Origin of the sequence: Pseudomonas sp. RIT409 (assembly GCF_003052515.2) — a bacterium.
Taxonomy (GTDB): domain Bacteria; phylum Pseudomonadota; class Gammaproteobacteria; order Pseudomonadales; family Pseudomonadaceae; genus Aquipseudomonas.
This window is the reverse complement of record NZ_QARE02000003.1, coordinates 38,969-59,198: the sequence shown is the minus strand read 5'-3', so window position 1 is coordinate 59,198 and position 20,230 is coordinate 38,969. Positions and strand designations below refer to the sequence as shown.

Sequence of the window (20,230 nt, the reverse complement as noted above, 5' to 3'; positions counted from 1 at the left end):
AGGCGAGAAGGTCACGCCAGATCGGGCGTCGGTTCCGCGAAGTCGAGTTACTTGGCGTGAAGTAATACCTCCAGTGTCGCGAGGAACACGTCATGGCTGAGGATCCCTGTGGCGATTGTCGACAGCATGGGCTTCCCGTGCTCGTCCACGAGCGTGACCTTTTCGCTCCAGGTGTTCAGATCCACCGATGCCAGGCTCGACAACGGCAGTTTGCGCCCCTCTACCTCAAGCCACTCCCGAGTCATCGTGATGGACTGGGTCTTGATGTTCAAAAAGTCCCCGCCCATGCGCTTGCCCCAAACCTGCCCGGTGTCTACGAACCTGAACGTCACCGCCTCACCTGACTCCAGGGCGCTGAGCACAATCGGCACACGGGCACGCACGTGTAACTCACGCACCAACTGCTGAAATTCATGGAAGCTTTTAAGGGATGCGATCACTCGATGAAAGGGGTCGCGTTCAGTACGCCGGTACGCCAGGTTTGTGATCAAGCCTGTGAACGCAGTCTGCCCCGACGCGAACAGGTACAGATCCTCAATCTCGGCATAAGGGGTGTAGTGCCGACCGGCACGGTCGATCGCCGCAATACCCTGCTCGTACACCTCATACTGAGTGCCGCGCAGCTTCTTCTGCCAAAGGTGAATGCCAAACAGCACGGCGGCGAGAACCACCAGAAATCCGCTGGCCGCGTAGATCAACAAAACGGGATTGGAGCCACCACTGCCGCCGACCCCGTTTGTTGGCAAGATCGTGCTCAGATACAGCACGAAGCCGGCGAGCGCCAGCATCACAATGCTGAATAGAAGCGTGAAAACCACAAGCCCCTTACCGTGGGCAAAGACCTTGATGAGCGGCCCGGTGTCTGTGGAGGTATTGAGATTTGATGTATGCATTGCTACCTACTTCCTTGCAAGCGTTGATGGGAAATAGCCTTTTTAGGCTGGGGCTGGACCAGCATTTTTTACGATGGGTGTGAGTGAGGTGCTGTTGTCGAGCCTGGGTTGATATATGAAAGAAACGATCCTTGACCAATTGCTCTAAGGCACCAGTCATGGCCTGCAAAACCTTAATTTTGAAAGTGTCAAACTCAGATCGGTCACCGCTTTCTCGCAAGTCTCTGTTTATTTCTTTAAAAAACTCACCCCCTCCCGCCTCATGAGCCCATTCCGCAGATGCCCATCGATAATAAGCGATATTTTCTTCAGTTTTTTCTTCATCCTTCAATTCCTGTCCTATTTTATAGTTTAAATCCTCCATTGAATTGGCAGATGGGCTTATGCTCATCGCGTCGCTATCGGTGTAAAGAACATAAGCATAAAAATCTTTACTTGGATATTTTTCGCCTAGCCCCTTGAATGCTAATTTAGTGGCTTCATAAATTCGATGTTGCAGTCCAGCCCAGTTCATACAAACCTTCCATGTTCAACTGCCGAAAATTTCGGCGCCAATTTTTTTTCAATTCTGTCTTCATAGACGCACTAGCTTGCTCAAGAGGTAAGTCCATTGCCCGGATTGACTTATCGGCGGCTTCTAGCTTCGAGGCACCAAGCTTAGCATCAGCAATGGTGTGTCCCAGGGTTGCCAACTCTGCGTCCGAGGCTGTCGTAGCGGTAGGTCCCGATACTTTCCAACTTGCCGTAGCTTAGCGTCTCCGCCCTGACCAGCCGATTCTCAGAGTCGCAGCTAAAGGTTTGCAGCTTGCTCAAGCTCACACCCTTTTCAATCAGATTCCTGATCCCGCCAGCACTTGATGCGGTTGTCTCTGACGTGGTCGAACTGGCGGGTGTTGAAGTTCAGTCGGTTCGACGCGGGGTCGTATTCGTAGCTGCGGCGCATGAGCTGTTGGGCGTGATCCACCAAAAGACTGTTATCGCCTGGGCTGTGGATCTGGTAAAGTTTTTTGCCTAAATCGTGAGTGCGTACTATCAATGCTCGCGCCTCATGGGTTTATATCTTAAGTAACTTGTGAGATGCCTTGCGTGCGACGGGCCTCGTTGCAGAATTCATCGCGATCTCGGCCCTCCACAACAGGTCATAGCTGGGGTTGCAAGTTATATCGCTTGAATATCCTCAGATATCAACGAGCACGGCGGATAACTGAAGTGCCGCTATCATCCACTGGAAGGCTAAAGTCCAAGTTCCTCAATCACATCTATCTCGCCCAATGGTGAATAATCAGGCAGTTTTTTAGCATCAGATTCGGCAATGGGCTCCTGATTATCGAATATATTGACCTTTTTGCAAGAGCCACCTACGCCCAATGTGAAGTATGTAGGCTCATCAACTGATGGGCTGTATCCCTCTTGATGGGCGACTATCCTCCAGTCTCCCTCCATTTTACGATCAAATAACCCGTAGGAATCGAGAATTACAGGACGGCCTACACGCTTAAAATCCAGCTGCTCTGGATTCGGACTATCAGAGACCTTATCAAAAATTTCAGCTACATGACCTAACTTATTGCGAGCCATGATTCTGCCGAAACGATATCCATGTTGAACGGGAAAACAAAATATATCGCCCACCTTAATACTGCGCAAAGCAGTCTTAGCCCTAAAATCCCAACCATAAATCTTCACGTCAGTCATCCAAATCCCCTGCGCTAACTTCAGTATTTGAAGCGCATTTGACCTCGTGGTCTTCTTCGAAACTAGCCTGCCCAGAGGACCGTCGAGTCGTGTTGTTTCTATCGAAAGAATTTATCTTATTTTCGCAATTAGCTGAAGAGATTTTTTCACCTAGGATACCAATGTTCGTACCGTAGTGATCTATAGATGCCTGCTCATACCCTCTAGCTTGACGATATGTTACATCAGTATCTACCGGCGTCATTCTGGCTTCCTGGTTTAGCCTGCCGATTTGAGCATGCTCCACGCGGCGCCTGGATAGATCATCTGTTATTCCAACATAGTGGGGTTTATCAGGGCCTTCATCAAACAGACCATATACGTAATATCCCCGACACTCTCATGCTCCTAGCTTAGCGGATCAAACCATATAATCGGGTTCCGTGAACAGTGATATACATTTTTCAACCAAATCACCCAGTCGGACTCTGCGTTATAAACCGCCTTACCCCCGTATCGTAATACCGAAACGTGTTGTACTGCTGCTCCATCTCTCCGTCCACCAGTTTGCCAGCATCACATTCGACCTGATAAAAAATCTGTCGAAACATAATAGATGCAGGTGACATAGACTTATCATAAATTTCCATCTCAGTCGAATCAAACACACTCCGACCGTAGCATTAGCCTCCCAATATTATTTCCATCAAGCCAATTCGAAGAAGTCTTCAAGAAACTCATTAAAATTAGACCATTGGGGCCTCAACCTTCCGATTTTAAAATCGCTCAGAGAATCACCCAGTGAGAGCTCGACAACTTCTCCCGACGACCTATTGTAGAAAAAACCATATTCCCCTTCAAAAGCATCTATTGGAAAAAACTCTAAGGGCAAGCCGAGGGTCTCATGCGTTCTTTTCAGAGCCAAATCAAAATTTGTATTTTTTAAAAACCAACACACCTGGTAAATCTCTTTACCCCTGCTAATAAAGGTTGGTCCATCTTCAGCATGAAGATAGAACTGACAAAATTCGCTTGAAATGTCAAAGCCATTTTTCTTGAGCATCACCTCATACTCGACGCTGACGTCGTCGTACCACCATCCATTAAGTTTGCAGTAGTCGGTAATTTTTTTTGAAATCATATTATCATCCAAGATTAAAGCACCTTTGGCCATGGAGTGTCTAAGTAACTAGACCAACGTCGCACCACTATTGCGATTGATGACTTCGATAAACAGTTTCTTACATAGCCTTGTCAAAAATCAACGGGCATTTGGGTCGCAACACATTAAAATCCCCTTTTAGCAAAAGAAGTTCATCGTAAACTCAACGATATCGTTTGTATAGTTCGATGCAGAGTTGAGCGCCCTGTACTTTCAACGTATGAAACCCATAATTTCTTTTGCATACGCACTGGCCTTGGGGATTCTAGAGGACTTTAGATAAGCTTCTAAATACTGGCTACCTTTCTTAGCTAGTAAAAACTCAATGCCGTTACCTAATAAAAAGCCACGAGCGTACCCTTGGGATACTACCTTACTGTCTTTATCCGATTCATCGGGCTCCTCTCCTGGTGGATAATCTTGCTCATCCGGCACGCAGTTTAACTTTTTATACTTTACAGTCGAAAAAGCTTTCAAGCTTTTCGCATTCATAACAAACAAGCTTTCCAGCTCTTCGGGCGTTAAGCCTGAGCGAGTGATTGATGCACCGTCCATATCGGAAAAAACATTTTCATAGCTGTCCAGAACTTTAATATTCAACTCGGCTTTAAGCTCATCAATCAACCTCGCGTAACAATCAGAATTTATGACGCGCTTCGCCAGTTCAGAGTTTATATCTACCAAACGTCTACCCCTTTAACTATTTTGATTAAATTTGAGCCTAAATGTCGGAATGAATCGACGGCCTCATGCTCCCATGGGGTAAGTGAAAGCAAGTTTGACGTCTCGTGCACACCTGCCCCACAAATACGCTGAGGTATATTACTACGATGAAGCTCCATAGAGACGTCTTTCTGACTTACCTCAAAAGCCCTACGATTCACTACCTCTACGGTAATTTTAGGAGCCTTACCTTCAGACATGCGTGCAATATTTGCGGGAGAGTATGCTCTTGATGGAGCTTTTGCTTCGGCTTTCCAATATTTACTTCGTGCCGTACTCAGGCACTCCCAGCCCCATTGATCAATCCATGCCGTTGGATTAGGGACATACCTGTAGAAGTTCATCCCCCCATCTAACCCAATCGGATCTTGCGTGATAAACCGCCCAACCCCCGGATCGTAATACCGAAACGTATTGTAGTGCAGCCCCGTCTCGTCATCGAAGTACTGCCCCTGAAACCTCAGGTTCTGCTCCACTTCGTTGACGCTCAGCGCTTCGATCTCACCCCAGGCCTTGTACGTCGCTTGCCAGACAATACTGCCATCAACGTCCGTCATCTCCAGCGGCGTGCCAATCTGGTCAGTGTGGAAGTAGTAGACCTTCTGTGCTGTCTCACCCTCCTGCTGGTCGACCCGGGCCAGCGGTGCATAGCTCCCCGGCTCGTAGACGAAGAGGCTGCTCTGCCACGGCGTTTCTTCGCGCAGCAGGCGCAGGCCTTGCCAGAGGAAATGTTTATGCTCGGTTTTGCCTTCGATTTCGGAGGTTTTGCCGATTCGTCTTCCGAGGCTGTCGTATCTGTAAGTGCCGGTGCTTTGCAGCTTGCCGCTGGTGAGCGTCTCAGCCCTGACCAACCGGTTTTCACAGTCGTAGCTGAACGTCTGCAGCGTGCTCGGCCCTACCTGCTTCTCAACGAGATTGCCCCAGGCATCGTAGGCATATTCCTGATCACGCCATTTTTTGATGCGGTTGTCTTTGACGTGGTCGAACTGGCGCGTGTTGAAGTTCAGCCGGTTCGCCGCCGGGTCGTAGCGGAATTCTTCGATGTCGACGAGTTGGCCGGTGTCGCGGCTGTGGAGCTGGCCGTTGGCTTCGTATTCGTACTTGATCTCGCCGCGCAGTTTGTCGAGGGTGCGGATCAGTTCGCCGGCCGGGTGGTATTCGTAGCGGCGGTGGATCGGGTTGTAGGCGTGGTCGACCAACAGGCTGTTATCGCCTGGGTTGTGGATCTGCGAGAGCTTTTCCGCGGGAAAAGTCGAGGCGAACTGCCAGCGCTTGCGACCCAGGGCGTCGTAGCCAAGCAACTGGTGAGTTTGCCTGGGTGCGCAGGATTTCGCGGTGCAGGTCGTCGCGCTCGATGTCGCTGATGAGCAGGCCATCAAGGTTCAACTGGTGCAGGTGGCCGCTGCCGTAGTACAGGTGGTTGAGGTGTTGGCCTGTCGGCAAGGTCAGCGTGGTCAGGTTGCTCAGAGGATCGTATTCGTAGTCCAAGGCGCCTTGGGGTGTGGTCTCCTTGACCAAGCGGCCCAGTAGGTCGTAGGCGAATTCGAGTTTTTCCTCGCTGACGCCGAGTTTTCTGCCACTGGCGGTCGGCGTTCGTTCGATGGACAGCAGGCGGTCGCCGTCGTCGTAGCTGTAGTCCTGCCGTGCATCGTCGTTGAGTTTGGCCAGCAGTCGGCCTATCGGGTCACGTTCGAACTCGGTGCTGCGCTGCGGTCGTTCGGCCCGTTCTCCGTAGCCGATTTCATCGACGCGCGTCAGGTATCCGCCTAGGTTGTAGCTGAAACGGCGGGTCAGGTTGTCGATGCGCTTTTCTTCGATCAGACGATCAGAGGCGTAATAGGCAAACTGATACGCGGCATTGTTTTCGGTGACCATTGCGGTGAGGCGGATCCCTTCTCATACTCGTAGCGAATGCGCTGGCCTATGGCATCCTGACGGCTGCTGGGAGCCCGCATGCGGTGCGCAGCAGGTGCTCACCGTAGAATTCAGTGATGCGACGAGAGCGTTCCGCACATTCTTCGTAGCCGATTTCATTGAAACTCATCGGATGCCTGCCGGGGTTGTAGCTCAACGGATGTTGCGGGCTTCTGGGAAGACCAAAGGCGAAGCTATTTGCGGCCCCCCATCGGTAATTAATCCAAAATCAGCCCCATACCAACTGAACGATGGGTGCAGAGAGACCTACAGCAGCTAAAATCTCCCTATCTCGTGCCTAATTGAAAACTCATATCCTTATAGGATCAAAAAAATTATTGTTTTTAGATTCCGAAGTCAAAAAAGACAAAAACACTTTGCCGCCGTCTTTTTTGTACTTAACCTTATAGTTCCCTGGAGTAAACTCCAGGATGTCGCCCTGAATGGATTCTGACCCATCAGGTTCTAAATCCCCGCCGGTCGTGTCTTCGCCTGCGCCAATAAACACTTTACCCGAAGGGAATCCTATATACACTTCACCATCTTCATCTGCAATGTCTTGAACGATGGCTATATCATATTTACCATCTTGACCGACATTAAAAAAGGCAATATTCCCCTGATTTGTTTCATGTAGCTCATCCTCCCGAATGCTCCACCAATCAGGAGTATCAGAAAGCCTATGCTTCATAGCTGCTAAGTCAAAAACCACTACCGTCGCAGTATCAGTTATTACACTAAAGGTTTTAGTCATCTTAAATCCTCAATTAAACACAATTGCGCTGATCCTGTCGCCGGGACTTAGCCCTGCTCGTCGGCCAGCATTTTTAATCGCACTGCCGATACTCTTGTTGATAGTTTCATCAAGCATCTGCAATCGCTGCGTCGCCGATCCGCCTACGATTAAATCGATTGGGTGATCAGCGTTGAGCTTAGTCAAGTCCGGTGCATGCCCAAACATTCGTTCAAAACGAGCCGCAACCGCTTTCCTATACGATCCTTGAAGGGACGATATCCTAACGTCATGCGTGCCAGGTGACCATACTAGTTCACCTCGACTGGCCGCTCGCGTCAGGGCATTTTGTTTTTTTGTAAACTGTCTTTGAAGAAAGTTACGCTCCGCACTCGATAGATCAGCCCTACTAAGTATCTTAGGCTTGCTTACGTTCAATGTAGTAGAGCAGGTCCATCCAAGCGGATCGATCCAGCTAACGGGATTTGGCGTTTGTTGATAAAGGTTGACACTCCCCGCCAACCCAATCGGATCCTGCGTAATAAACCGCCCCACCCCCGGATCGTAATACCGAAACGTATTGTAGTGCAGCTCCGTCTCGTCGTCGAAATACTGCCCCTGAAACCTCAGGTTCTGCTCCACTTCATTGACGGCAAGCGTTTCGATCTCACCCCACGTCTTGTAGGTCGCCTGCCAGACGATGCTGCCATCGGCGTCGGTCATTTCCAGCGGCGTACCGATCTGGTCGGTGTGGAAGTAGTAGAGCTTCTGTTCAGCCTCACCCTCCTGCTGGTCGACGCGGGCCAACGGGGCGTAGCTGTTCGGTTCGTAGACGTAGAGGCTGCTCTGCCAAGGCGTTTCCTCGCGCAGCATGCGCAGGCCTTGCCAGAGGAAATGTTTGTGCTCGGTTTTGCCTTCGATTTCGGAGGTTTTGCCGATTCGTCTTCCGAGGCTGTCGTATCTGTAAGAGCCTGTGCTGTGCAGCTTGCCGTTATGTAACGTCTCAGCCCTGACCAACCGGTTTTCACAGTCGTAGCTGAACGTCTGCAGCGTGCCCAGCCCAACCCGCTTCTCGACGAGATTGCCCCAGGCATCGTAGGCATATTCCTGATCGCGCCAGCGCTTGATGCGGTTGTCTTTGACGTGGTCGAACTGGCGGGTGTTGAAGTTCAGCCGGTTCGCCGCAGGGTCGTAGCGGAATTCTTCGCTGTCGACGAGTTGGCCGGTGTCGCGGCTGTGCAGTTGGCCGTTGGCTTCGTATTCGTACTTGATCTCTCCGCGCAGTTTGTCGAGCGTGCGGATCAGTTCGCCGGCCGGGTCGTATTCGTAGCGGCGGTGGATCGGGTTGTAGACGTGGTCGACCAGCAGGCTGTTGTCGCCGGGGTTGTGGATCTGCGAGAGTCTTTCAGCGGGAAAGGTCGAGGCGAACTGCCAGCGCTTGCGACCCATGGCGTCGTAGCCAAAGCAACTGGTGAGTTTGCCTTGGGTGCGCAGGATTTCGCGGTGCAAGTCGTCGCGCTCGATGTCGCTGATGAGCAGGCCATCAAGGTTCAACTGGTGCAGGTGGCCGCTGCCGTAGTACAGGTGGTTGAGGTGTTGGCCTGTGGGCAACGTCAGCGTGGTCAGGTTGCTCAGCGGATCGTACTCGTAGTCCAGCGCGCCCTGCGGGGTGGTCTCTTTGATTAACCGGCCCAAGAGGTCGTAGGCGAATTCGAGTTTTTCCTCGCTGACGCCGAGTTTTCTGCCACTGGCGGTCGGCGTTCGTTCGATGGACAGCAGGCGGTCGACGGCGTCGTAGCTGTAGCCCTGCCGCGCATCGTCGTTGAGTTTGGCCAGCAGTCGGCCACTCGGGTCGCGTTCGAACTCGGTGCTGCGTTGTGGCCGTTCGGCCCGTTCTCCGTAGCCGATTTCATCGACGCGCGTCAGGTATCCGCCCAGGTTGTAGCTGAAACGGCGGGTCAGGTTGTCGATGCGCTTTTCTTCGATCAGGCGATCGGAATCGTCGTAGGCGAACTGATACGCCGCGTTGTTCTCGTTAACCAGTGCGGTGAGGCGGATGGCCTTGTCGTACTCGTAGCGAATGCGCTGGCCTTTGGCGTCCTGGCGGCTGCTGGGTAATCCGCGAGCGGTGCGTAGTAAACGCGTGGTCTGGCCTTTGCCATCGGTGTGCGTCAAGACCTGGCCGAGGGTGTTGTAGGTAAACGACTCGGCTGTGCCGTCCGGGTGATCGATGCGCAGCACTTCGCCGTCGGGCTTGCGTTCGAGCTGGGTGGTCTGGTTCAGCGCATCGGTGACGGCGATCAGGTGGGCTCGGTCGTCGTAGCGGTAGAACGTACTTTTGCCCGAGCAGTCCTGAAAACGCTCGACCTGGGCCAGGCTGTTCCACCACAGGTATTTGGATTTGTGGGTCGCATCGATGATGGTGTGGGGCAGGCCGTCGTCGCTGTTGAGGTACTCGGTCGTGTAACCAAGGGGGTCTGTTTCCGCGATGAGGTTGCCTTTGCTGTCATAGCGTGCCTGCCAGACGCTACCGTCCGGGTAGGAAATGGACGTGACCTTTGTCGTCAGGTGGTGATACGTGTATTTGACGCTTCGACCTAGCGGGTCAGTTTCCTCCAGCAACCGTGAGTACTCGTCGTACTTGAACTGCAGGCGATTGCCATCTGGCAGCGTCAGGCCAGTCATATTGCCGGTATGGTCGATGTCAATCGCGTAGCGTTCGCCGCCATAATCGCGGCTGGCGATGACTCGATGGTCTTCGTTGTAATGCACTTCAAGTTCGCGGCCCAACACGTCCGTTGCTTGAGAGACGCGCTGTTTGAAGTCGTAGCGGAAATGGAAGTGTTCACCGTCACTGGTCCAGTGCTCCACCACACGAGGTTTGCCGTCAATGGTTTCCCAGCGGTAGTTGCAGGTCAGCCCCAACGCGTTGCTGTGGGTCGCCATCACGCCTTCGGCATAGCTGAAGCGGCGGACCGAGTCGCCATTGCGGTTGATGACTTCGGTAAGTTGACCGTTGTCGTCGTAGCGATACTGCACCAGCGTCTCGACCGCCTCGTTCTCGACTACACGTTTGACCTCGGACAGGCGCAATGACCGATCGTCGTAGTGCAAGTGGACACGCACGCCTCCCGTAGCGCTGATGTCGGTCAGCGTGCCCTCGACAGTGCGCGTGAAGTGCAGGAAATGGCCCAGGGCGTTCTCGATGCGCTGCAGCGGCACCCGGGTGTTGTCGTTCGGAACCTCACCAAAGTAGAAGAAGAGATTGTCCAGCGTTTGCAGCAGGTAGTGACCCCCTTCGGTGCAAACGAGGTAGATCTGCTCATGGGGGTTGTAGATACGCTCGCCGGGCTGCACGTCAACGAAGGGAATACTTCGACCTTGGTTATCGGTCAGGTAGACGAAGCTACCGCTGCGCCGCAGGTTTTGCTCCCAAGGCAACACCCAGCCTCGCCCCAAAACGCTGTCGACGGCCAAGTCACTCGCGTAGAAACGCGACCACTCGATGGGCATCAAGCCTGGCAGGCTGAAGTCGGTCTCGTCGGGTATGACTTTGCGTCCCGTGGTGAGGTCGACTGGATTGCCGGTCAATCCGCCGATCGCGCCCTCGATGGCCGGGCCTACGACATAACGACTGGCCACTTCGCCCGCAATGAAGCCTGCGGTGAACTTCATCACGCACGGCATAACGGCTTTCATGCCTGCCTGGGTGCCGGCCTTAATCAGTTGGGCAATACCGCCAGCGGCACCGGCGATCGCCATCAGCACGTCGACCGTGGTACGCAGCCAGCCAGGGATTTCGTCATCGACCGGCAGATAACGCTGGGTGCCGCCACCGATCAGCACATTGCTCGAACCACTTGAAATCGTCGCGCCGCAAGTGAGCTTGTCGCCTTTGCGTGCCGCCGCGGTGCCATTGATGAAAACGTTGGTCGAACCGTCGGCCACCTGAACCGGGCCGGGATGTTTGCTGCACGCGCCAAGGCTTTGAGCCACATGCGCGGCTTGACGGCTATTCACGAACACATTCGCCGAGGCAGTGACTATCGTGCCTGAGGGGGACGAAAACATGCTGCCTATGGCTTCGCCCGCGGCGGTGAGCAGGCTACCTCCGACGCCTGCAGCGAGACCTGCCAGAAGTGCGACACCAAATCCGCATGTAAATGTGGCAATGGCTACGGTAGCAACCAATGCAATACCGAGCGCCGCTCCGATCAGGAAGCCTCCGAGGGCGCTGGTGTGTGAAATTTCGTCCCCGAAACGCGCTGCTTCGAACATGAGCGTTACTCCTGTTCGTTGGAGTCGGCCATGGTCGGGCTGCTCAGCCTCGGCTGAAAGCTGGACAGCAGATTGTCCCAATCCTCGCTCTGCTGAGGGCTGAAATCAGCCTGCGCGGTGGTGGAGAAAATCAGCGCACGCCCTGGCTCAATCAGAAATGCCGCCTGACGCTGATAGAAAGGTCGCCCCTCGTTCATGTAGTACGCGTCGATCTGCACGCCCTCGATGGGCGCGGCAGAAGACAATGCCACGGCCTTCTTGCCGAGCAAGGTGTAGCCGCGTAGCTTGGAAGCCAACATCTTCACTTGGCGCTCGACGTAAGCGCCGAGGACTTCCGAAGGAAGCAAGTTATCTCGGGAAATGGTGATGCTTAGCGGTGCCGGGATGCTCGCGCCCAACACAAACATGTTGACCGTGCGGTCTTGAAACCCTGTTGGCAGCGCGATGCTGCCTTCCTGCAACTCATAGTCCATGTGAAATTCATTCCTGAAATCAAAATACGTCGCTACTCAACGGGCTGCCATGCCCGCGAGCATGTTGTCGAACTCGACCAGCCAAAGGCTCAGGCTCGGCTTGGCCGGGTCAATCACGCACGAAAGGCTCAGCCACTGCGGTGTGTGTCGTGCTTCCACGGGAACAATGCCCCCTACCAAGCGACCATGCCGTTCTGCGTGCCCCATGGTGAATTGAAAATCCACCACTTTTGCGACACTGCCCGCCAGCATGCATTCACGCTCTCGAATGACGCGCAACTGGGGGTACAGTTTGCGAAACGTCTGGATGGCTTCGTCTAGCAGACCGTCAATCGTCGCTCCCTCGTGCAGGTCGCGTCGTTTGATAGTCAGAACGATCGGCTCACCTTCATGCTCGATAGTCGTCTGGATGTCTCTGAAGTTGAAGCCTTCTGGAAACCGCAGATCGAAACCGCCGAAGCTGAAGCTACTGGGGATATCGCGTAAAGGCACAACGGGTTCCGGCTCCGGCTGCGGTTCAGGCTCGATGACCGACGCCGCCGCTTGCTGCTCAGCGCGTGCGGCTGCCTCGAGGGCAAGGCGTCGCTCGGAAATACGGTCGTACATACTGGTCCTGCTCATACGACGGTCACCTTAATCGTTCACTCTCACTTGAGCGCCAGTGATCTGAGTCGTCCCAGTGCTGACGGTAGAAATCGAGTTGCCTCGGATCTCAATCCCCTCAGGCGTCAGCGTAATGCTGCTGTCACCGACCTGCAGAATGATGTGCGCCTTGGCACTGACCTGAATGAATTGGTTGTCGACCTGAATCGTCAACGAGCCCTCCTGGACATTCATCACGGTGTCTTTCTTGATCGTCTCGGTGTGCGTGCCGCCCACGGTAATCGTCCGGTTCGCGCCGACATGATGGCTCTCGTCGACCTCGATTTCGGTGTCCATGTTGCGCTCGGCATGCATGATGATCTGCTCGGCACCGGCCTTGTCCTCGAAGCGAAAGAAATTCGCCGTGCCGCCATCGCCCTTCATCGACCGCGTCAAAAACCCACTCTGGGTCTTGTTCGCCGGCAGTGACCACGGGGGCGTGTTCTGGCTGTTGTAGAGGCTGCCCATGATCAAGGGGCGGTCCGGATTGCCGTCGAGGAAGACGACCACGACTTCATCTCCCACGCGCGGAATCTGGATGCTGCCGAATCCGCCGCTGGCACCCGACTGGGCGACGCGGACCCAGCAGGAGCTGTGGTCGTTGTATTGGCCGTTGCGATCCCAGTGGAACTGGATCTTCACGCGGCCCAGTTCGTCGGTGAAGATTTCTTCGCCCGGCGGGCCGACGATGAGGGCGGTCTGCGGACCGGCAATCGTGGGGCGCGGCGTGGAGAGTTGCGGACGGAACGGAATCTTTTTGCGCACGCAGGTGAAGGTGTTGTCGTAGCTCGCCGGGTGGCCGTTGAGGTAGTTGTTGTGCCCTTCGCTGTCGATGCCCATCAGCAGGAATTGCCGGTCTTCGGCCGAGCCCTGATCGTGGTCGTAGTGCTGCAGCAGTTCGAAGGTGTAGCCGGGCTTCATCGCCCGGCAGTTGCTGGCGCCACTGAATGTCTTGCCCTTGAGTTCCAGGGCCTCGACGCGCAGGCGGACCAAGGCTTCGCCCTCGTCGTAGGTGCCGTGGGTGTACTGGCCGGGGAAGTCGTAGATTTCGAAGTTCTCGACGTCGCCTTGCTTGTTCAGGCTGTTCATCGTCACCGGCAGGCGGTTCTTCGGCTGGCGGTAATCGAAGGTCTGCACGGCGATCTTGCCTGACTGAAGCTGGCGGTTGCCGCTCCACTGGGTGATGGAGTCGGCGGTTTCGGTGACGGAGGCGGTGTGAAAGCGGATCTGAGGCTGTTCAGGCAATGCCACCAGCGTGCTGGAGTCATCGCAGATGATCATGGTGTGGCCTTCGGCAGTGTGCTCGAAGTAATAGAACATGCCCTCTTCTTCCAGCAAGCGCTGGACGAAATTGAAGTCCGTTTCACGGTATTGGGTGATGTAGGTGTAGCGCTTCTGGGGTTTGGTCAGGCGGAACTCGTGGCGGGAAAATGCCGTGCACAATGCGAAGACCTGAGTGACCACTTCCTCCACCGTGTTGCCTTGAAAAATCCGCGTGTCGAAGCGGTTTTTCAGCATCGAGAACCAGGGGTTGAGGGTCGCAGTGTAACGGGCCATGCCGCCATCGCTGCCGATACTGGCGAAGCGGGTCAGGTAGCCCGCGATATAGCGCGGCGAGCCGGTGGCCAGCTCGATCTCGATGGTCACGTGTTGGCCCATCATCGACTTGAGCTCGACTCCGGAATCTTCGCACACCAGCAGCAGCTCGAAGCTGTAGGCCTGCGACAACCCTTCGCGCCCCTTGAAGGACTCGATGAGCAGTTGCTGCTCGGGGTTGGCCAAATTCTTGAACTTGAATAGACGCCGGTTCTGGGGAGTGAACAACGCGGCAAGGTCCATCGACATGTGTATCTCCTTGGAGGCATGGGGAACAACGCTACCGCCATGCTCGGCAACAACAGGTTACGAGCAACAGGGGAGAACAGAATTTCCTGTTGCACCTTCTCTGGTTTTCGTCGGTGCTTCCAGCAACATGTGCTGTGCGGCCGGTACTACTCATCCGAACAGTTTGTAGGACATGAACTACGGCTACGCTGAGCAAATAAGTCGGTTCCGCCTGCTCTACTCGCCCGATCCAGGTTTCAGTCCGTCCTGCAAAAGGCCGTTCGACACAACGACGGAGCCCGTGTCGACACAGCTGGACACTGGGACCGCAATGCAATTCGAAAGTGCCACTAGAGCTTCCAAAACGAGAGACTGATCACAGTCTCAATAATGTTACAGATGCTCGAAAGCGAGGAAGGAGACACCTGACGCGCCCATCATGTCAACCCATTTGCCCTCTTTTGCGAAATCGCGCGCGGCGCTGTAGTTCAACTTTCCGGGAGCGTTCGCTGAGATTCGAGACGTCAGTGATTGACTCGTTCAGCGTTGTAAACAAGAGGCTCCCGGGTAAAAACATTCTGGTTGATATTCATATGACATCATTGTCGATCGCCGCGTATATGACAAAAATGCAGCCCTCGCTGAATTTATTTGGTAGGCGATGATCTGAGTTGTCCGTAATGGCTCTATGATATCGAGCGAGACCACTTGAGATCGCTCTCTGGCATGCGCCCTTCACTCAAGGACTGTGATGAGTAAATGGATCTTTTAGCCCACGTCCCTAGTTGGGACGACATTGAACGAAACCTTGACCACAGATTCAGTGAACTGAACCAGAGCGTCAGCAGCGGTTGGCAAAGCGCGCATGACGGCTGGAACGGCTTCACTCGACGCGTCAGCAACGGTGCGAACCGAGCTTACGGCGCGATGGGCGGCACCCGCATCGACAATGTTCGCCACGCGATGGCCCTCTCCTACCCGATCATGCAGACCAACCTTTCGCGCAAGTGGGCGTCGATCAACATCTCGCAGATCTTGCCGGTGCTGATCAAGCTGGTGCAGGAAGTGGTGATGATTCTGGGGGGCAGCGTTGCAGTGGGCGGGGCCGTCGGCGGTGCAGCGGGCTCCCTGGCGTTTGGTATCGGCGCGGCGCCTGGCGCAGTGGCGGGTGCCGGCATCGGCCTGCAGGTCGGCAACCTCATCCTGATGGCGCTGGGCCTGTCGGCGATCGCCGAATATTTCTACAAAGGCCTGCCCGCCTGTCTGGCCTCTTTGCAGGAGGGCCTGGCCACAGCCTGGCATGCCGAGGACGGGCTCAAGCCACCCGGGCTCGACCCCACCGGGGGATCCTCGGCACAGATGCAGGAGCGTACAGAACGCGCCGCCCGCCAACTCGCTCGGGGCCAAGAGCAACTGGTGATGTTGCTACTCACCGCTATCGTCACCTACCTCACCCGCGGCCAGATGAAAGCCGGTGTGATGAACAGCATGGAGAGCATTGCGACGCGCAGTGCGAAGCTTCAGGCGGAGATTTCAAACAAGCAGTTTGCAGACTGGCTGGCCAAGAATCAGAGCAAGATTCTGGCGGAGCCGGAGTTGCAGGTTAAGGAGGTGGCGCCGCTGAAGAAAGCTGCTCAGCCTGACCAACGATCAAACCCAAAAGAAAAATTAGAAGAATTCAAAATAGTCGACAAGGTAAAACCAAAGTATAAGCCAGGGTTTACGGAGGCTGATATCTTAAAGATCCCGAAAGGAGAAAGGCCACTGCCAGAAACTTACCTTGATCAAGATTATATGAAAGCGCATTTAAATTCTTTTGAAGAAGGCGGCGGCTTTCTGTTTACTCCTGACGACATTGCAGACGTAAACAGATCCGGATTTAACCCCAAAAAATTTGTCATGCAAAAAAACGATCTTGAACAGGTAATTGCTGAGTATAAAAAAGCAAATGACCTCTCTATATTGGAATCTGCACTTGGATATGATCCAGGTTCGCTGGCCAACAAGGATATCTACATGCTGACATTAGACAGACCAACGGTGCTAATGCCAGCAGGCAATGAAGGCGGTGTCAACAGTCTTTGGCGTCCAGGGGGATTAACTTTCCCAGGCGGAATGCGTGAAGCGGTGCTGGACAATATATCCATCCCCCATAACAATAGTATAGACTCAGTCATCTCCACTCAAAAGGTATTAAAAATTCAATGAACAATGCCCCAGATGACATTCTTGCTATCGCCTTAACCAATGCTGAACTCGACAAGTTTTTGGTAGGCGAACCATTTTATTTCTTTGAAACAAAGGATGATAATGATGACCCCCAGAATGTAGTTGTTGCATTCGATCTTCTGTTCATGCCGTATTTTCGCGCAGGTGATAAGTTATTCCAGGCAGCATTTATAAACTCGCTAGCAAAGATCCTCGAAACTTATCCAGATCGCAACCGTGCAATCTACATGGCTCAGCGTTGGATCTGGTACTATAGATTTTGTATATCCAAACGAAACTCTCAACCTCAAGGAGTCTACGCTGCGCTTCCTGATATTGATCTGACTGCACCTTCCATCGTGCTGAAACGACAGATGGAAGTTAACAAGACAGAGCTGGTTAACGACACCCGTTGGGCCGGAGCTCCCTGGAATAGCAAACAGGGACTATGGGAGCCATTGGTGCGCACTGCCGTGCATGTGCGCGACACGTTGGGCGGCCCCGATTATGTACCCGACAATGCTTGAATAATCCTGCCTTGACGTAGGACGTCCAGCGTGTCGTGGCCCCGTTGAGCAAAAAACACATGATTGATCTAAATAAATCCACGCTTGACGTCACTGAATACGCTTATAAATATAATTATTTGCTACCCCCTCCGTCGCCTCGTGTATCTACAAGTAGAAGGTACGTAGAGCCTGATTGGCTACAATCGCGGGTCTCTACCCTCACAGAAAGTCAATCATTGAATAGGGCAAAAGGTGCCTTGCTGGGTTTAGCCATCGGGGACGCTGTTGGCACCACACTCGAATTTCTGCCTCGCGATACAAAGTGTATTGATGACATGTCGGGGGGCGGTCCATTCAAGTTGAAACCAGGAGAATGGACGGACGATACCAGCATGGCGCTGTGTTTGGCAGAAACCTATCTGAAACACCACAGGTTTGATTTAAGTGATTATCTGGATAGGTTGTGTCAGTGGTATATGCAAGGAAGAAATAGTGTAAATGGCGTCTGTTTCGACATTGGTCACGCGACGCGCAATGCTTTGGATGGATGGCTAAGCAAGGGGCTGGACTGGATCGGCAATCTTGATCCCAACACTGCCGGAAATGGCTCCATTATAAGGCTTGCGCCTACCGCTATTTTCAGAAGGCATAGCCTGTCCTCAACGTGGCGGGATGCTCAGAGCCAAAGCCGCGCTACGCATAGAGCTGCCGAAGCGATCAGCGGCTGTGAGCTTTTGGGTGCGATACTGCATTTGGCACTCAACGGCGCGGACAAGGCTGAAATGTGCCAGCCGATGGTTCGCCCTTTACAGCCGCGAGCAACGCTCATAAATGCTGGAGAATACAAACAGAAAACACGAGATCAAATCCGCTCTTCTGGCTACGTGATAGACACGCTGGAAGCCGCATTATGGGCGGTGTGGAACACCGAGAACTTCAAAGATGCGATCCTGTTGGCTGCTAACCTGGCAGATGACGCTGATAGCGTGGCGGCGGTTGCAGGCCAATTGGCTGGTGCGCTTTATGGCGTGTCCGGCATGCCAGAGGATTGGGTAGCTAGAGTTGCATGGTCCGATAATATTCAAAAACTGAGTCGACAGTTACACGACTTGGCACCTGCTACGGATACATTTGAAACTAGCGGTGTTTGATAACTGGAATGTGCTGATGTGCCGGCTACGAACTGCCTGTCGCCACCTTAGAGGATCATTATGAAATTTACAGATAGGTATTTTAATCGTGAGGAACGCTTTTCACTAGGAATAGAGGAAGCATCCGGAAAGTTTTATGCCTCACTTCCTGTTAGTAATGACATGATTGAGTATGAGGAATATTACGAAATTGACAGTGCTCAGTTTGAGCTGTTTCAAAAGGATCTCAACGCTGCACTGGCATTCCTCACAAAATGCCGCCGCCGAGAGTTAGACGAATTATTGATCCAAAAGCCAGGCAGCAGAAGAGGGATGGCTATTTAATTCTATGCATGACCGCGACTACGACACAACTGCCGGCAAAGGAACATCCAGCAGCGAAGACCAGATAGAAGCGATATGAACACCAACAAACTAAAAAATGCCGCAGTAAAGCTTGAGGAGCAACTTGAAAGATATTCGAAAAAAGATCCAGAAGTCATGGCACTTTATTCCGACCTGAAGCCTTTATTGGAAAGATCCAAGACAGGAACCCTTCTGGGGTCAATTGAAATAGGCCAAGTACCTGGGCGCTACCGCTTTACCGAAAGAAATCTTCAGCAATATGCCGAACTCGAAGAAGCCTATGCACATTTTTCAATCGAGGTGACAGGTGGCGAGACTTTGGCTTTAAAATTATTCCGTGAATCGATGAAAAAAAAGTAAAACGGATCGCGGGCCGACAGGCTCGATCAGTGCCGAGCTTGACGAACTGCCGATACAAAAGCCGAGCTGGGACAGAGGAACCGCTGTCTAACGCCCCATTGCTGCGCTTGAGACCAGGAAGTCCTTGAGATGAAAAAAGCCGTCGACTATATCAATGAGGCCATCGACATCACACGCTCGAGGCTGGAAACCGGCTCAAGGGATGCCCTGTACGCCGGCCTTCTTCATAACCTTGAATATGTGAAAGACGTGGTCTTGGGTCTCGAAACCGACAAAGCAAAGCTGCATACGCTGAAGATTGGCGTCTGGCCAGCAGAGGACTTCCGTCGTGACGACCCGGAGCATGCGGACGCGCTTGCTGTAGCCGACAGCATCCGTGACCAGATTGCACGCGGACTGAAAATTCAACTCCCGGACGGACAACCGCCCGAGAGCCTCGCAAAACAGTAGCGCTACTCAGACGTCTCAGGAGCTTCAATGCCAACTACGGACCTGCAACACCTCTACAACAAAGCCTGGCTTTTTGCCTCGCAGGCTCATCTCGGACAGACCATGAAAGCCTCGCAGCTGCCCTACTCCACCCATGTGGCCATGGTGGCGAATGAGCTGATCTTTGCTGATCGCGAAGAGTCGGTCGGCGCGTTGGAAATTGCGTTGCCGGCCGCGCTGATGCACGACGTGATCGAGGACACATCCGTTACTCAAGCGACCATCGCTGACCTCTTCGGCGAACGTGTCGCCTCGGTGGTCGCCAGCTTGAGCAAGAACCTGATCGTGCCGTTTTCCGAAGAGCAGTATTTCCAGGCCATCGCCGCGCACTCCAAGGAGGCTGCGGCGATCAAGCTGTGCGATCGCATTACCAACCTGCAGTCCGCGCCTGCGACGTGGACGCAGACCAAACGTGCGAGCTATCTGGTGGAGTCATCGCAGATTCTGGCGGCGCTCGGCCATACACATGAATACCTCGCAAAGCGACTGAACACGGCAATGCTGCGATACGAAACACTCATCTGAAAACGCGGTGTAAATGGTTGCCGGGCTGTCGCGTATCACTGAGTGACGCTGGAAACGGGCGATCACCGCATTGCAGCACGCAAGACCTCGATCCTGCGCAACACATTTTGAGTAACCCACTTATGGCCAACCACCACCTGAGATCATCAACCGCATGTCTGTATTGCTGCGCGCAGGAGACAACGGATCGTGGGCCGACAGGCTCGATCAGTGCCGAGCACAGCTGCTTCAAGATGAAGAGTTCGCACACTCTCAGATAATCAAGTTATACGGCGGAATGGGCTCCCTCAATGACGTCGTTTTGTACCAAGATGGGCAACCCTTGAT

General features: G+C 53.5%; 18 protein-coding genes and 1 pseudogene. 8 read left to right on the top strand and 11 right to left on the bottom strand.

Features of this window, described 5'->3' with window-relative positions; genetic code table 11:
- Window positions 1–47 precede the first annotated feature (47 nt).
- Window positions 48–893 carry a hypothetical protein gene (locus DBP26_RS04805; protein WP_108236703.1) on the bottom strand — a complete coding sequence of 282 codons (846 nt, stop codon included), beginning with the start codon at window positions 891–893 and terminating at the stop codon, window positions 48–50.
- Complete coding sequence (locus DBP26_RS04800) at window positions 826–1,407, bottom strand: DUF4303 domain-containing protein (RefSeq protein ID WP_108236704.1); 582 nt, start codon at window positions 1,405–1,407, stop codon at window positions 826–828. The genes DBP26_RS04805 and DBP26_RS04800 overlap by 68 nt, the downstream gene beginning before the upstream one ends.
- A 291-nt stretch (window positions 1,408–1,698) precedes the next feature.
- On the opposite strand from DBP26_RS04800, the gene DBP26_RS27475 reads away from it, so the two are divergent.
- On the top strand, window positions 1,699–1,908 hold the full coding sequence (locus tag DBP26_RS27475) for a hypothetical protein (RefSeq protein ID WP_158541403.1): 210 nt from the start codon (window positions 1,699–1,701) through the stop codon (window positions 1,906–1,908).
- A gap of 218 nt (window positions 1,909–2,126) precedes the next feature.
- Here DBP26_RS27475 and DBP26_RS04790 read toward each other — a convergent pair whose 3' ends face one another.
- The 9 genes and pseudogenes from DBP26_RS04790 to tssI all read right to left on the bottom strand — a co-directional run bounded on the left by DBP26_RS04790 (window position 2,127) and on the right by tssI (window position 14,337).
- Complete coding sequence (locus DBP26_RS04790) at window positions 2,127–2,588, bottom strand: Imm26 family immunity protein (RefSeq protein WP_108236705.1); 462 nt, start codon at window positions 2,586–2,588, stop codon at window positions 2,127–2,129.
- Window positions 2,589–3,273: 685 nt separating this feature from the next.
- Window positions 3,274–3,741: a hypothetical protein gene (locus tag DBP26_RS04785; protein ID WP_256600691.1), complete on the bottom strand. Its 468-nt coding sequence runs from the start codon at window positions 3,739–3,741 to the stop codon at window positions 3,274–3,276.
- A gap of 201 nt (window positions 3,742–3,942) precedes the next feature.
- Window positions 3,943–4,413 carry a hypothetical protein gene (locus tag DBP26_RS04780; RefSeq protein ID WP_108236707.1) on the bottom strand — a complete coding sequence of 157 codons (471 nt, stop codon included), beginning with the start codon at window positions 4,411–4,413 and terminating at the stop codon, window positions 3,943–3,945.
- Window positions 4,407–6,365 (bottom strand): annotated as a pseudogene (locus DBP26_RS04775) (RHS repeat-associated core domain-containing protein). Before DBP26_RS04775 ends, DBP26_RS04780 begins: the two are co-directional and overlap by 7 nt.
- Window positions 6,366–6,676: 311 nt before the next feature.
- Window positions 6,677–7,120 (bottom strand): DUF6386 family protein, encoded by a 444-nt coding sequence (locus DBP26_RS04770; protein WP_108236708.1) that lies wholly within the window; start codon window positions 7,118–7,120, stop codon window positions 6,677–6,679.
- A 9-nt stretch (window positions 7,121–7,129) separates the two neighbouring features.
- The gene (locus DBP26_RS04765) at window positions 7,130–11,377 is read right to left on the bottom strand and encodes an RHS repeat-associated core domain-containing protein (RefSeq protein ID WP_108236709.1); all 4,248 of its coding nucleotides are present in this window, start codon (window positions 11,375–11,377) and stop codon (window positions 7,130–7,132) included.
- Between the two features lie 5 nt (window positions 11,378–11,382).
- Window positions 11,383–11,850 (bottom strand): DUF1795 domain-containing protein, encoded by a 468-nt coding sequence (locus DBP26_RS04760; RefSeq protein WP_108236710.1) that lies wholly within the window; start codon window positions 11,848–11,850, stop codon window positions 11,383–11,385.
- Between the two features lie 36 nt (window positions 11,851–11,886).
- Window positions 11,887–12,471 carry a hypothetical protein gene (locus tag DBP26_RS04755; protein ID WP_108236711.1) on the bottom strand — a complete coding sequence of 195 codons (585 nt, stop codon included), beginning with the start codon at window positions 12,469–12,471 and terminating at the stop codon, window positions 11,887–11,889.
- Window positions 12,472–12,483: 12 nt separating this feature from the next.
- Window positions 12,484–14,337 (bottom strand): type VI secretion system Vgr family protein, encoded by a 1,854-nt coding sequence (tssI, locus tag DBP26_RS04750; RefSeq protein WP_108236712.1) that lies wholly within the window; start codon window positions 14,335–14,337, stop codon window positions 12,484–12,486.
- Window positions 14,338–15,075: 738 nt separating this feature from the next.
- Between tssI and DBP26_RS27225 the strand changes: the two genes are divergently transcribed.
- From DBP26_RS27225 to DBP26_RS04715, 7 genes are all read left to right on the top strand, one after another.
- The gene (locus DBP26_RS27225) at window positions 15,076–16,524 is read left to right on the top strand and encodes a DUF6861 domain-containing protein (protein WP_256600693.1); all 1,449 of its coding nucleotides are present in this window, start codon (window positions 15,076–15,078) and stop codon (window positions 16,522–16,524) included.
- Window positions 16,521–17,051, top strand: coding sequence for a hypothetical protein (locus DBP26_RS04740; protein WP_108236713.1), 531 nt, complete (start codon window positions 16,521–16,523; stop codon window positions 17,049–17,051). Before DBP26_RS27225 ends, DBP26_RS04740 begins: the two co-directional genes overlap by 4 nt.
- Before the next feature lie 59 nt (window positions 17,052–17,110).
- The gene (tri1, locus tag DBP26_RS04735; RefSeq protein WP_108236714.1) at window positions 17,111–18,184 is read left to right on the top strand and encodes an ADP-ribosylarginine hydrolase Tri1; all 1,074 of its coding nucleotides are present in this window, start codon (window positions 17,111–17,113) and stop codon (window positions 18,182–18,184) included.
- Window positions 18,185–18,244: 60 nt separating this feature from the next.
- Window positions 18,245–18,508 carry a hypothetical protein gene (locus DBP26_RS04730; protein ID WP_108236715.1) on the top strand — a complete coding sequence of 88 codons (264 nt, stop codon included), beginning with the start codon at window positions 18,245–18,247 and terminating at the stop codon, window positions 18,506–18,508.
- Window positions 18,509–18,583: 75 nt separating this feature from the next.
- A complete protein-coding gene (locus DBP26_RS04725; RefSeq protein ID WP_108236716.1) occupies window positions 18,584–18,889 on the top strand; it encodes a hypothetical protein in 306 nt (101 codons plus the stop codon).
- 129 nt (window positions 18,890–19,018) lie between these two features.
- Window positions 19,019–19,339 carry an immunity protein Tsi6 family protein gene (locus DBP26_RS04720; RefSeq protein WP_108236717.1) on the top strand — a complete coding sequence of 107 codons (321 nt, stop codon included), beginning with the start codon at window positions 19,019–19,021 and terminating at the stop codon, window positions 19,337–19,339.
- Between the two features lie 27 nt (window positions 19,340–19,366).
- Window positions 19,367–19,903, top strand: a complete 537-nt coding sequence (locus DBP26_RS04715) for an HD domain-containing protein (protein ID WP_108236718.1) — start codon at window positions 19,367–19,369, stop codon at window positions 19,901–19,903.
- The last annotated feature ends 327 nt before the right edge of the window (window positions 19,904–20,230 follow it).

Excerpts from the sequence above, each read along its gene's own strand:
- DBP26_RS04740 (WP_108236713.1), top strand. The coding sequence starts at position 16,521 with ATGAACAATGCCCCAGATGACATTCTTGCTATCGCCTTAACCAATGCT.
- DBP26_RS04800 (WP_108236704.1), bottom strand. The coding sequence starts at position 1,407 with ATGAACTGGGCTGGACTGCAACATCGAATTTATGAAGCCACTAAATTA.
- DBP26_RS04715 (WP_108236718.1), top strand. The coding sequence starts at position 19,367 with ATGCCAACTACGGACCTGCAACACCTCTACAACAAAGCCTGGCTTTTT.
- DBP26_RS04785 (WP_256600691.1), bottom strand. The coding sequence starts at position 3,741 with ATGGCCAAAGGTGCTTTAATCTTGGATGATAATATGATTTCAAAAAAA.
- DBP26_RS04805 (WP_108236703.1), bottom strand. The coding sequence starts at position 893 with ATGCATACATCAAATCTCAATACCTCCACAGACACCGGGCCGCTCATC.
- DBP26_RS27225 (WP_256600693.1), top strand. The coding sequence starts at position 15,076 with ATGGATCTTTTAGCCCACGTCCCTAGTTGGGACGACATTGAACGAAAC.
- DBP26_RS04760 (WP_108236710.1), bottom strand. The coding sequence starts at position 11,850 with ATGGACTATGAGTTGCAGGAAGGCAGCATCGCGCTGCCAACAGGGTTT.
- DBP26_RS04725 (WP_108236716.1), top strand. The coding sequence starts at position 18,584 with ATGAACACCAACAAACTAAAAAATGCCGCAGTAAAGCTTGAGGAGCAA.
- DBP26_RS04755 (WP_108236711.1), bottom strand. The coding sequence starts at position 12,471 with ATGAGCAGGACCAGTATGTACGACCGTATTTCCGAGCGACGCCTTGCC.
- DBP26_RS04765 (WP_108236709.1), bottom strand. The coding sequence starts at position 11,377 with ATGTTCGAAGCAGCGCGTTTCGGGGACGAAATTTCACACACCAGCGCC.
- DBP26_RS04730 (WP_108236715.1), top strand. The coding sequence starts at position 18,245 with ATGAAATTTACAGATAGGTATTTTAATCGTGAGGAACGCTTTTCACTA.
- DBP26_RS04770 (WP_108236708.1), bottom strand. The coding sequence starts at position 7,120 with ATGACTAAAACCTTTAGTGTAATAACTGATACTGCGACGGTAGTGGTT.
- DBP26_RS04790 (WP_108236705.1), bottom strand. The coding sequence starts at position 2,588 with ATGACTGACGTGAAGATTTATGGTTGGGATTTTAGGGCTAAGACTGCT.
- tssI (WP_108236712.1), bottom strand. The coding sequence starts at position 14,337 with ATGTCGATGGACCTTGCCGCGTTGTTCACTCCCCAGAACCGGCGTCTA.
- tri1 (WP_108236714.1), top strand. The coding sequence starts at position 17,111 with ATGATTGATCTAAATAAATCCACGCTTGACGTCACTGAATACGCTTAT.
- DBP26_RS04720 (WP_108236717.1), top strand. The coding sequence starts at position 19,019 with ATGAAAAAAGCCGTCGACTATATCAATGAGGCCATCGACATCACACGC.